The 13,129-nt window shown below is 35.2% G+C and carries 8 protein-coding genes; all 8 read left to right on the top strand.

Annotated features, from left to right (window positions below; translation table 11 throughout):
- Positions 1-404: site-2 protease family protein (locus tag ABY905_RS03320; protein WP_372640460.1), on the top strand; the 404-nt coding region annotated here is incomplete at its 5' end.
- A gap of 88 nt (positions 405-492) precedes the next feature.
- On the top strand, positions 493-693 hold the full coding sequence (gene tatA, locus ABY905_RS03315; RefSeq protein ID WP_372640458.1) for a twin-arginine translocase TatA/TatE family subunit: 201 nt from the start codon (positions 493-495) through the stop codon (positions 691-693).
- A 190-nt stretch (positions 694-883) separates the two neighbouring features.
- Positions 884-2,173 carry a transglycosylase SLT domain-containing protein gene (locus tag ABY905_RS03310; protein WP_372640455.1) on the top strand — a complete coding sequence of 430 codons (1,290 nt, stop codon included), beginning with the start codon at positions 884-886 and terminating at the stop codon, positions 2,171-2,173.
- A 58-nt stretch (positions 2,174-2,231) separates the two neighbouring features.
- On the top strand, positions 2,232-3,248 hold the full coding sequence (locus ABY905_RS03305; RefSeq protein WP_372640453.1) for a DUF4837 family protein: 1,017 nt from the start codon (positions 2,232-2,234) through the stop codon (positions 3,246-3,248).
- A gap of 50 nt (positions 3,249-3,298) precedes the next feature.
- On the top strand, positions 3,299-3,679 hold the full coding sequence (locus ABY905_RS03300) for a hypothetical protein (protein WP_372640450.1): 381 nt from the start codon (positions 3,299-3,301) through the stop codon (positions 3,677-3,679).
- A 204-nt stretch (positions 3,680-3,883) separates the two neighbouring features.
- Positions 3,884-4,963 carry a 4-hydroxythreonine-4-phosphate dehydrogenase PdxA gene (gene pdxA, locus ABY905_RS03295; RefSeq protein WP_372640447.1) on the top strand — a complete coding sequence of 360 codons (1,080 nt, stop codon included), beginning with the start codon at positions 3,884-3,886 and terminating at the stop codon, positions 4,961-4,963.
- 54 nt (positions 4,964-5,017) lie between these two features.
- Positions 5,018-5,599, top strand: coding sequence for a Holliday junction branch migration protein RuvA (gene ruvA, locus ABY905_RS03290; RefSeq protein WP_372640445.1), 582 nt, complete (start codon positions 5,018-5,020; stop codon positions 5,597-5,599).
- A gap of 101 nt (positions 5,600-5,700) precedes the next feature.
- Positions 5,701-13,101: a cell surface protein SprA gene (sprA, locus tag ABY905_RS03285; protein WP_372640442.1), complete on the top strand. Its 7,401-nt coding sequence runs from the start codon at positions 5,701-5,703 to the stop codon at positions 13,099-13,101.
- Positions 13,102-13,129: the final 28 nt, after the last annotated feature.

Here is a 13,129-nt window from a genome sequence, read left to right as displayed (position 1 = left end):
CAATTAAGTACAGCTTTTTAGAAGCAATTCCAGCGGGTATAAACAAAGGGGTTGATAAATTGCAATCCTACTTGAAGCAATTTAAGTTGATCTTCTCATCAGAAACAAAAGGATATAAATCAATTGGTGGATTTGGTACCATTGCGAGTATTTTCCCAGGAGTTTGGGATTGGCATGCATTTTGGAATTTGACAGCTTTCTTATCGATAATTTTAGCCATTATGAATATTTTACCTATACCAGCGTTAGATGGTGGGCATGTAATGTTTTTATTGTACGAAATTATTACTCGTCGTAAGCCAGGTGAGAAATTCATGGAGTATGCTCAAATTGGGGGTATGCTTCTTTTATTTGGTCTTCTAATTTTTGCCAATGCGAATGATATCATGAAAGCTTTTAATTAAGTTAATTAGTATGTGTTTCAGACATATGTATTGGTAATTTAGGTGGAAATGTTATATTTGTGAGGTATAATTCTTAAAAAAAAAACTTATGAATCTTTTTGTAATAGCCGGAATGGTAGGACCATGGCAAGTTGTTATCATTGTATTTGCACTCGTACTTTTGTTTGGGGGTAAAAAAATTCCTGAATTGATGAAAGGTTTGGGACAAGGCATGAAAGAGTTTAAAAAAGCGACTGGTACCGAAGATAAAGAAAAGGATACTGACGAAAAGGATTCAAAAGAAAAATAATACGAAAGCAGGTTTTAAAACCTGCTTTTTTTATGTCTTAGATTTTCAAAGAATTATAAGCGCTTTCATAGGGCTTTTAAGAATTGTTATAATTACGATATAATTGAATGTTTTTTGATCTGATGCAAGGATAAAATGCTTATCTTAATTCCGGCAAAATTTAGACTTACAATTGAAGTGATTATTCCCAATGAGAGATACAATATCAGCTATTAAAAACCTAATATTCACAGCCCTTGTGCTGTGCTTTCCTTATGCGAGTCAGGCTGATGAGAAGGATACCAATAATCGATCTAATAAAAGTACAAAGCATATATCTAGGTCTTATAAATTGAATGATGATGTGCTGGAAACTAGTATGGTTCCTGTATTCACGAATGAGGATTATTCCTGGCGTATCGAGAAATTGAATGAAGCTAGTCCTGTTCAACTCGACTTTAATGATATTGTGAAGCGATATATCGATGTGTACTCTGTAAGACACCGAGATAAAACAGCTAGGATATTAGGCTTAAGTGAAATTTATTTCCCAATCTTTGAGGAGTATCTCGATAAGTATGATTTACCTCTGGAGTTAAAATATATTGCTGTGATTGAATCAGCTTTAAATCCTAAAGCGAAATCACGTTCAGGCGCAACAGGCTTGTGGCAATTTATGTATCATGCTAGCCGAATGTTCGATCTAAAAATCTCTTCATATGTTGATGAACGAATGGATCCAGTAAAATCAACCGATGCTGCTTGTAAGTATTTGCAATATTTGTATCGAATTTTTGGCGATTGGCAATTAGCTATTGCGGCTTATAATGGTGGTCCGGGTGTTGTTCGTGATGCCATTAAAGCCTCTGGAGGCAAAACTAATTTTTGGGAGATATCTGCTTTCTTACCAGATCAGACCAGAACATATGTTCCAGCCTTTATAGCTGTAAATTATGTAATGAACTACAATCAAGAGCACAATATTGTTCCTGAGAACATGAAGTTTTCGTACTTGAAACTGTCAGATGTCACCGTAAAAGAGCCTTTGTCTCTGAGGGCCGTTTCTGAGGAATTAGATATTTCAATTGCTGATTTAAGACGTTTAAACCCTATTTATAAGCTTGACTTTATACCCAATAGCGAATTGCCAGCTAAGTTAACTTTACCTGTCGATAAAGCTCTTGCCTACGTTGAAAAGGAATCCGAATTATATGCTGCTCCCAAAACCAAAGTTTTATATCACGATATCGAACGAGATATGTCATTGACGAGTGGGAAAAAATGTATTATTCATGTGGTGAAGGCAGGTGAGTTTTTCCATAAAATAGCGATGAAGTACGCTTGTACAAGTAATAATATCAAGAAATGGAATAAGCTTTCTGGAGATATATTGCACATTGGGCAGAAACTTAAAGTTTGGGTGCCGGTGTCGCAAACGAATAGATCTTCTCAGCTTGGACTAAAATCGACTACTGAAGAATTTAGTATGCTTACATATTGAAAATTCAAAATAGGATCATTAAATACTATAAAAGATAAATCTTCAAAAAATATTAATTATGAAATCTATAATAAAGTTAAGTTTTATTTGTTTGATTCTTATCACAAGTATTAGCTCATGCAAAAAAACAACTAAAGGCTTGTTGCCAACGGTTACTGGAAAGGCCGGAGAAATGGTGGTTTTGAGCAGTAAATCATTATGGGATGGTATCGTAGGTGATTCTCTCAAGGCAATTTTCAATGATATTCAGGTTGGTATGCCTCAGGATGAGGCTGTGATGGATGTTTTTCACTTGAATCAGGAAGCTTTCACAAGTATGTTTAAGACACATCGAAGTATCTTGGAAATCAAAGTTTCATCTTCGGTAAAGAAAACCCGATTGGTTGTGAAAGATGATATGTATGCTCGTACACAGGCTTATATGCGTATTGAAGCAGCGAGTAATCAAGAGATGTTGAAGGTTTTGAAGGAAAATAGAACAAAGATTCTTGGCTATTTTTTAAGAAGTGAACGTAATCGCAAAATAGAGGTTATGTCTAAAGCTCCAGTTCAAGAAATATTCGATTATCTGAAAAAAGAAAAGAAATTTACATTGGCATTCCCATCTGGCTATGAGATTGGAAAAAAAGAATCAGATTTTTTCTGGGTTCGCAAGGAAACACCTGAATCAAGTCAGGGTATGTTTATTTATACATACGATTACCTTTCTGAAGATGCTTTTGACAAGGATGCTATTTTATTAATGAGAAATGCAATGCTTAAGGATTTGGTTCCTGGTCCATCAGAAGGGAGTTACATGATTACTGAACACAGTTTTCCAATTTCATTTAATCATTTCGAGTTCAAAGGAAATTATGCGGTTGAGATGAGAGGCTTATGGAAAGTTCAGAACGATTTTATGGGTGGTCCTTTTGTTAATGTTTCATTTTTAGATAGCGTGAATAATCGCATAATTTGTATGGATGCATACGTGTATCGTCCAAATAAAGATAAGCGTGAGTTGTTGAGAGAACTGGAAGCTGTGATGTACACATACACTCCAGTGAATGAAGTTGCTAAGATTAAGAAAAAATAGATGTGACAATAGTTTAGTCAGTCTGGAGTTGAATAAATAAAAAATACGAAGTGAATCTGCCTGATTATAATCATATTAATGTTTCAAAATATCGCGATAAAGTTGAAATTTTAAAACAAGTTGCAGCTCAAATTGAAAAGGATTTTTATCAATTTGGCTTTGAAGTTACATTCTCAGGTGAGCCTGAAAATGCCTATAATGAACTTTTCACTCAGATTATAGAGCATGTTGGATTTATGTTGAGTCAGGATTATCATCGTTTGGTTTTGCTTTTGTATCAAATTGATTTGAGTGAAAACGAAATTTTGAAAAATGAATTAAAATATCCAAATGTCGATAAGGACCAGCTTTTGTCCGAATTAATCATTCAACGAGAGCTTAAAAAAGTTCTTATCCGAAATTATTTTAAAGAAAATCCAGATAAATTATAATCCTATTCCTTGTGAAGCTCTGAAATAGAGTTTAATGATTATAATAGATCTTTTCTTTAATCTTATTACTTTTGTAAAACATATTCGGATTGTTCTTTTAGTTACGATGTTAGAGATTGTATGGAAGTGAAGTTTTGTTAATTACGGGCTAGCATTCTAATCTAAAAGAGAATAATCCAATCGAGATATATAAAATACATACAAATGAAAGATACTAAGATAAAAGTTGGAATAACTCAAGGTGATATAAATGGGATTGGTTACGAAGTGATTATTAAAACTTTGATGGATCCGCGAATTTTAGAGTTATGCACACCCATTATTTATGGATCGCCAAAGGTTGCGGCTTACCATAAGAAAGCGCTTGATATTGAGGAGTTTAGTTCGAATAATATCAAAACCGCTCAGGAATCTCATTCTAAAAGAATTAATATTATAAACTGTACTGATGAGAATATAAAAGTCGAGTTAGGTAAGTCTACTTCAAGTGCAGGTGTTGCATCTTTCGCATCACTAGAGGCAGCTGTTAAGGATCTTAAAGAAGGGGATATTGATGTTTTATTAACTGCGCCTATCAATAAAAAAAATATTCAATCTAAGGATTTTGTATTCCCAGGGCATACAGAATACTTAGAAGCTAGAATCGATTCTGGAAAATCTTTGATGTTATTGATTAGTGAAAAATTGAGAGTTGGAGTTGTAACAGGTCACATTCCTATTTCTAAAGTTTCTGAAAGCATTACTGAAGAGAAAATCATCGAGAAATTGGATATTTTGAATAAGTCATTGATTCAAGATTTTGGTATTCGTAAGCCTAAAGTGGCGGTTCTAAGTTTGAATCCGCATGCTGGCGATGATGGACTAATTGGCTCAGAAGAAAAAGATGTGATTATTCCAGCAATTGAAAAAGCTAGAAAAAGTGGTATTATGGCTTTAGGCCCATATCCTGCTGATGGCTTTTTCGGTTCAAATGATTATTCTAAGTTCGATGCTATTCTTGCAATGTATCACGATCAGGGTTTAACCGCTTTTAAAGCGCTTTCTTTTGATTCAGGGGTTAATTTTACTGCGGGTTTATCTAAGGTGAGAACTTCACCCGCTCATGGTACTGCTTATGCTATTGCTGGAACAAATGTTGCTTCACCAGAATCTTTCCAGAAAGCTTTGTATATGGCTATTGATGTTTATAAAAATAGAATGGAATATGCAGAATTAAGCAAAGATCCCATGAAAGTAAAGGCACCAAGTACCGATCATCAGAATAAAAGACAATCAGTTAAATAGTTGATTTTTCTGATTTAAAATAGACTGTGAGTAAACTCATCCAAACTTACCTATATGTTTGAATATTTAAAAGGCGATATAAATAACCTTACGCCAACTGCTGTTATAGTAGAGAACCATGGTATGGGTTATTTTATAAATATTACACTAAATACTTACTCTCAACTTTCTGGACATACATCTGCTCAATTATATTTGCATCAGGTTATCCGAGATGATGCTCATTTGTTGTTTGGCTTTAAAGAACTGAAAGAAAGAGAAGTATTTCGTTTGCTAATTTCTGTTTCAGGTGTTGGTGCTAATACGGCCCGCATGATGCTTTCATCATTGACATCTGAAGAGGTTAAAAAAGCTATTTTCTCTAATAATTCTAAAACATTACAAGATGTAAAAGGGATTGGGACTAAAACAGCTCAACGAATTATTATTGAACTTAAAGATAAGATTGGGAAGGAAGATGAGATGGGAGAAATTGTGTTGTCACTGGACAATACAATTCGGGAAGAAGCGTTATCAGCTTTAGTGATGCTTGGTTTTGCGAAAAATTCCATTTCTAAGGTGCTTGACAAAATTATTAAAGCGAATGCACCAACAAGTGTTGAGGAGCTAATTAAAATTGCGCTGAAACAATTGTAATACCTGAATCAAAAAAATCCCAGTTCTTGAAAAAGTTACTACAATACATATTATCGTTTTTATTTCTATTCGTTCTAGGGCTGTCATTTAATGATAGCTCTTTGAAAGCAGATGCCTATTTCTTTGAGGATATGCAGCAGGATAGTACCCTTGTGAAGAGTGAAAAACGAATTAATAATGCGAAATCACCTTTTAATAAGGCTAAAAAGAAAAGTGCTAAGGATGAAACACTACCGTATACCTTCGATGATGAAGATGATACTAAGCTAAAGAGCAACCAGGCAAAATCGCCTTTGTATCTTAAGAATCCTGCTAATATTGAAACAACGATTGTTTATGATCCGGTAACAGGAAATTATATTCTGAAGAAGAGAATTGGAGAAATGGATTATAGAAATTCAACTTCATTATCTAAAGCAGAGTTCCAAGCACAGCAAAATCAAGCCACACTTAGAGATTATTGGATGGAACGTATTTCATCTGATAGGAATGTTAGTGGTGTTGATCAGCGTTCATTTTTAGGGTCAAAGGTATTTGGGCAGTTATTCGGTAACACAGCTATTTCTATTAAGCCCCAGGGGGCTGCTGAACTGAGTTTTGGTATCAGTACAACTCAGGTCGATAATCCAACCATTCCAGAGGAACTGAGAAAAACAACCAGTTTCGATTTCAACGAAAAGATACAAATGAGTGTATCGGGTAAGGTAGGTGATATTCTATCGATGGAAGTGAATTACAACACAGAAGCCACTTTCGATTATGAAAATCAGATGAAGTTGGAATATAATGGTGACGAAGATAATATTATCAGAAAGGTTGAAGCAGGTAATGTGTCGATGCCAATTTCGAATACTTTAATTACTGGAGGGCAGAATCTATTTGGTGTAAAAACAGAGATGCAGTTTGGAAAGCTTTCCGTAGCTTCAGTTTTTTCTCAGCAGAAAGGGGAAACTAAGGTTGTGAATATGGAAAATGGAGCTCAAAAAAGTGAGTTTGAAGTTTCCGCGGATAGATACGAAGCCAATCGTCATTTCTTCCTATCGAAATATTTTTACGATAACTTCGATCAAGCCATGGCTAAATTGCCCGTTGTGAGTTCGGCAGTTACCATTAATAAGATTGAAGTTTGGATTACAAATAAAAATTCAAATTTTGAGGACTCCCGAAACTTTGTTGGTCTTGTTGATCTAGGTGAAAATTACCCTCAAGGGGAATATCCTGATAATGAAAAAGATGCTTCAAACAGCGACTTCTATAAACAGTTCTCCGAAGGGGCATTTAATAATATTCGAGATATTAATCAGGTTACTAATGTTTTAAATGGAAATTTCACTGCTGGTTCAGATTACGAGAAAGTTGAAAATGCACGGTTATTATCGGAAGGTGAATATACTTTAAATCGACGTCTAGGTTACATATCATTAAATCAGTCTTTAAATGCAGATGAAGTTTTAGCTGTTGCTTATCAGTATACTGCTAATGGAGAAGTTTATCAAGTTGGTGAATTAACTGGTTCAAGTGTTAGTGCTCCTCAATCTTTGATCCTTAAATTGATTAAGGGTACAAATCTTAACCCTTCTCTAATAAGGACTTGGCGGTTGATGATGAAGAATGTTTATAACATTGGAGCTTATCAGGTGAATTCTGAGGATTTTCGTTTGGATGTTTTGTATCAAAATGATCAGGCTGGTTCGCAATTGAATTATATTGATACGGATGGTAGTGGTAAGAATGAAATTTTATTGAGTTTATTGAATCTTGATAACTTAAATTCCCAACTAGATCCTAGTCCCGATGGGATGTTCGACTTTATTGACGCTTTAACTATTTACCCCAATAAAGGGCGTATTATTTTCCCATCTATAGAACCTTTTGGTTCTTATTTGAGATCGAAAATTAGCAATAATGCTATTGCGGATAAATATGCTTTTGATGATTTGTATTCAAAAACTCAGAATGAAGCTCAGCAAATTGCTGAAAAAAATAAGTTTGCCTTAAAGGGGAGTTATAAGTCTAGTGGTGGATCTGAAATCTCGTTGAATGCTTTAAATGTTCAGCCAGGTTCGGTTGATGTTAAAGCAGGAGGAATCAAACTAATTGAGAATATTGACTATACTGTCGATTATACACTGGGTCGTGTTAAAATTATAAATCAAGCCCTTTTAGAAGCAGGAACGCCAATCTCAATTTCATCGGAGAGTAATTCATTATTTAATATCCAGACTAAAACTTTAGTTGGTGTTCAATTGGACTATCAATTTAATAATGATTTTAATTTGGGTGCTACGGTAATGCACTTATCTGAGCAACCATTAACCCAGAAAGTGAATATTGGTGATGAGCCAATCTCCAATACTATTTGGGGTTTAAATGGTAGTTATAGAACAGAATCTATGTTCTTAACTAACTTGGTTGACAAATTGCCATTTATCGAGACGAAAGAGCCATCACAAATTTCAATTGAAGGTGAATTTGCACAATTAGTTCCAGGACATAACAAAGCGATTGGAAGCTCAGGAACAGCTTATATTGACGATTTTGAGGGAACAGAAACCTCAATCGACATGAAGAATTATAATTCTTGGGTTTTAGCCAGTACTCCACAAAATCATCCCGATTTTCCTGAAGGTGAATTTAATAATGACTTGGCATATGGATACAACCGTGCTAAATTAGCCTGGTATGTGATCGACCCACTTTTTAATAGAAACACCTCAACGACACCAAAGCATATTCGCTCGGATAAAGAACAATTATCGAATCATTACGTTCGTGAGATTTATGAGGAAGAGATTTGGCCCAATAAGGAAACGGCAACGGGTATTCCGACGAATATTTCTGTATTGAATTTAGCTTATTACCCTTCTGAAAAGGGACCTTATAATTACGATGTTGATGGGCAAGCTAATGTTTCAACGGGTATGAATACCGATGGAACTTTGAAAAACCCTGAAACGCGTTGGGGTGGCATCATGCGTAAGATTGAAACTAACGATTTTGAGGCTGCTAATATTGCTTATGTTGAGTTCTGGTTGATGGATCCATTCGTCTATGATAACACGCATAAGGGGGGTGATATCTTAATAAATTTAGGTAATGTATCTGAGGATATTTTGAGGGACTCACGAAAAGGCTTTGAGAATGGTTTGCCAACCAGCAGTACTATTGTTTTGGTTGATTCAACAGCATGGGGGCGTGTTCCGTTGGTTCAATCTTTAGTAAATGCGTTCGATAATGATAATGAAGCTCGAAAATTCCAAGATGTTGGGATGGATGGTTTGGCTACTGAAGATGAGAAAACTTTCTTCGAAAAGTATATCTTAAATATTCAGAACTCAGCTAATTTAGGTGCTGGTTCTAAAGCCTACTCTGATGCGATTACTGACCCATCTAATGATAATTTCCATTATTTTAGAGGGAGTGAATATGATGCAAGCGAGCTAGGTATTCTTGAGAGATATAAAAACTTTAATGGTCCTGAAGGTAACTCGCCTACTGCTGACTTATCGAAAGAGTCATACCCAACATCAGCGACAACTTTACCCGATGTTGAAGACATCAATCATGATAATACCCTAAGTGAAACAGAATCGTATTATGAATACAAAATTCACCTTGCTCCTAATGAGATGAAGGTGGGACAGAATTTTATTGTGAATAAGGTTGAGAGTACTGTTGATCTTGCTAATGGAACAAAAGGAACTGTTAACTGGTTTCAATTTAAGGTTCCAGTTGAAGAGTACAATGGTAAATTGGGTAATATCAACGACTTTACTTCGATTCGTTTTATGAGAATGATGATGAAGAACTTTGAAGAAGAAGTGGTTCTACGTTTTGCCAGCTTAGATCTGATTCGAGATGATTGGAGAAAATATGATCAAACGCTTCGTCCTGATTTATCTCCATCTTCAGAAGATACTCGTTTTGAGATATCGGCAGTAAATATTGAAGAAAATGCTGAGAAAGAACCCGTTAATTACGTTTTACCTCCTGGTATCGACCGTGTTGTCGACCCAAGTAATCCCCAGTTGTTACAATTAAATGAGCAAGCGATTCAATTAAAAGTCACTGATTTAGAAGAAGGGGATGCCAAGGCAGCTTTTAAGACTCTGAATATGGATATTCGTAAGTACGGTAAATTGAAAATGGATGTTCATGCTGAGATGATTGATAATCTGAATTTGGAAGATGATGATTTGAGAGTCTTTATCCGAATGGGATCCGATTATAAGAACAACTACTACGAATATGAAATACCACTGAAGATTACGCCTTATGGGCGATATACAAATACTAATTTGGATGACAGATTAATCGTTTGGCCTGATGCCAATCGTTTTGATTTTGATTTGAAATTATTTTCTGGCATTAAACAAATTAGGAATAATGAAATGCGTCAAGCAGGTTCTTCTGCTAATTTGACGGATGTTTTTAGTAGAAATGTAAATGAACTGGACAAAAATGCAACACCTATAAATGAAGATAATCAGGTTAGTATTAAAGGTAACCCGAACTTAGCCAATGTTCGCACGATGATGATTGGTATACGCTATCCTGAAGGAGATGGATTAGGAACTGGGGAAAGAAAAGCTGTAGAAGTTTGGCTAAATGAGCTTCGTTTGACTGACTTTGATGAAAAAGGTGGTTGGGCAGCTAACCTGAGAGTCACAACGAAATTAGCCGATCTTGGAACACTAACCTGGGCAGGTAATAGAATGACTGCTGGTTTTGGTGGTATTGAAGATGGTGTTAACAGTCGAAATAAGGAAGATATTTTCCAATATGATTTCTCAGCTAGTTTAGAGTTAGGTAAGTTTTTCCCTGAGAAATCTGGTGTAAGAATACCAATGTACTATGCAATTTCAGAAGAAACAGCAAATCCAGAGTACAATCCTCTTGATCCGGATATACCTCTTGATGTTGCACTTGATCAAGCTGCGAATAAGAGAGAACGCGATTCAATTAAGCATATAGCACAGGATTATACCAAGCGTAAGAGTTTTAACTTGACCAATGTTCGTATTGAAAAACAAGATGGAAAAGCGAAGCTGTTAGATGTTTCGAATCTTTCTGCGACCTACTCTTTTAACGAAACGTTTTCTCGTAATGTGAACAAGGTGCGAGATTTGGAGAAGAATTATCGTGGTGTGTTGAATTATACTTATAGCTCACGACCAAAGAATTATTCACCATTTACGAAATCTAAATCCTTGAAGTCACCCTACATGCGTTTGTTACGTGATTTCAATTTTTATTTGATGCCTACGCAGCTTTCTGTTCGTTCAGATATCCAACGGTATTATAGAGAGATTGAGACTAGAAATGTTGAGCAGCCAGATCTATTGATAACTCCTACCTATGATAAAAATTTCAATTGGTATCGTTATTACGATTTGAAGTATAACCTGACTAAAAATTTGAAGTTTGATTTCTCGGCAACAAATACATCTCGTATTGATGAGCCAGATGGTATTGTTGATAAAGATCGGGATAGAGATGCCTACAATATATGGAAAGATTCAATCTGGAATAATTTAATGGATGGTGGACGAAATGTTCAATATCACCATAATTTTAATGTCACCTATAAGGTCCCGATTAATAAGATTCCATTCTTAAATTGGACTTCATTGACGACCCGATATACGGGATCCTATGATTGGAATGCCGGTGCAATTTTGGAGGATCAAACACTTAATCATGGAAATACAGTTCGTAATTCGAATAATATTCAGATGAATGGTCAGATGAATATGGTTAACCTATATAATAAATCAAAATTACTGAAGAGAATCAATCAGAAGTATAGTGGAACCCAACGATATAAAACCAAGAGTAAGAAATTCGAAAAAGTAAGTTTTGAGGGCGAAATAGACGAACTAAAAGCAAATGTGGGTAAGTCTGTTTATCACAAATTAGGAACGAAAGATATTCAGCTTAAAGTTTATGATTTGGAAGGAAAAGAAGTTCAAGTAAATTACCGTCCTCTTTCAGGTAATCGTGTACGGGTGATTTCAAAAAAATCAATGAAAAATGCTCGAGTAAGAATTAGTGGTAGAATAGAAGAGAGGGATAATCTATTTGTGAAAGCAGGTGAAGGTATCCTTAGATTGGGAATGAGTGTGAGAAATATCTCTTTGGGATATTCTGAAACCAATTCAACAAGCCTACCTGGTTATTTACCACAAACAAATTTCTTTGGTGGTGAAAGCTATAATGGTTCTAAGGCTCCAGGTTTTAATTTTCTAATTGGTAACCAGGATAGTAATTTTGCTGCAGATGCAGCTCGTAAAGGGTGGATAACAACAGATCCTACACTGAATGCACCGTTCGTCATGACGCATACTGAGAATTTCACTTTTAGATCGACCATTGAGCCAATTAAAGGTTTAAAAATTAATCTGAATGCCAATAGAACCTATTCAAAGAATATAAATGAGTTTTATATTTACAATGAAGAAAATTCAACTGTTGATCAACCAGTCTTCGATGCTAAGAATAAGACCTTAACTGGTAATTTCAGCATGACGTTCATGAGTATGAAATCAGCTTTCTTTAGCATTGGAAATACAGGTGATTATTCTTCAACTTATTTTGATGAGTTTCTTGAAGTAAGAAAAACTGAATCTTTACGTCTGGCAAAACAGCGTTGGGGTGAAGGTTATGAAGGATATTCAATTCTTGATGCGAAGGATAAAGAGACCGGTTATTATCAAGGTTATGGTCCAACTTCTCAAGAAGTGCTTATTCCAGCTTTCTTGAAAGCTTATGGTGGTGGAGGAAGTAAGTATAATAAACTTTTCCCAGGTATAGATAAGTTGATGCCAAACTGGCGAGTAACATTTGATGGTTTATCAAAAATTCCTTTAGTGAAGCGTTATTTTAAGTCGATTAATATGAATCACTCATATACTTCGACCTACAATATTGGTTCTTATAATAATAACCTTGATTTTACTGGAGAAGATGATGATTTTGATTTAATCAAAAATTATCTTCCAATGTATGAGGCTAATTCAGTTTCGATAAACGAGCAGTTCAATCCCTTGATCAATATCGATATGATGTGGAAAAACAATTTCACCACGACATTTGAAATGAAACGAACTCGCAACTTAATTTTAAGTCTTGCAAATACACAGTTGACTGAGGTTGCTTCGAGTGAATTTATTTTTGGGCTCGGTTATCGCTTTGATAATTTAGGGTTAATTATTGGATCTGGTTCGGGGCAGAAGAAGTTTAATAGTAATTTGAATCTACGTGGCGATTTATCTATCAGAAAGAATAACACGATTATCAGAAAGATTGTTGATGAAGTTGATCAATTGACGTCAGGGCAGAAGGTTGTGACCATTAAGATGTCTGCTGATTACGTTTTGAGTAGCCGTTTTAACTTGAGATTGTATTACGATAGAATTGTGAATGAGCCGTATGTGTCTCTATCTTATCCAACTACAACAACAGAATTTGGTGTAAGTGTACGTTTTACACTAGCTCAATAGACTTATGTCCAACAACATAAACTAAAGC

The organism is Ancylomarina sp. (assembly GCF_041555295.1).
Taxonomy (GTDB): Bacteria; Bacteroidota; Bacteroidia; order Bacteroidales; family Marinifilaceae; genus Ancylomarina.
Note: the sequence above shows the minus strand (reverse complement) of the source record. Positions and strands in the feature narration are given on the sequence as shown.

What these genes read in the sequence shown, in the direction of transcription:
- ABY905_RS03305 (WP_372640453.1), top strand. Translation starts at nt 2,232, where the DNA reads ATGAAATCTATAATAAAGTTAAGTTTTATTTGTTTGATTCTTATCACA.
- tatA (WP_372640458.1), top strand. Translation starts at nt 493, where the DNA reads ATGAATCTTTTTGTAATAGCCGGAATGGTAGGACCATGGCAAGTTGTT.
- pdxA (WP_372640447.1), top strand. Translation starts at nt 3,884, where the DNA reads ATGAAAGATACTAAGATAAAAGTTGGAATAACTCAAGGTGATATAAAT.
- ruvA (WP_372640445.1), top strand. Translation starts at nt 5,018, where the DNA reads ATGTTTGAATATTTAAAAGGCGATATAAATAACCTTACGCCAACTGCT.
- ABY905_RS03310 (WP_372640455.1), top strand. Translation starts at nt 884, where the DNA reads ATGAGAGATACAATATCAGCTATTAAAAACCTAATATTCACAGCCCTT.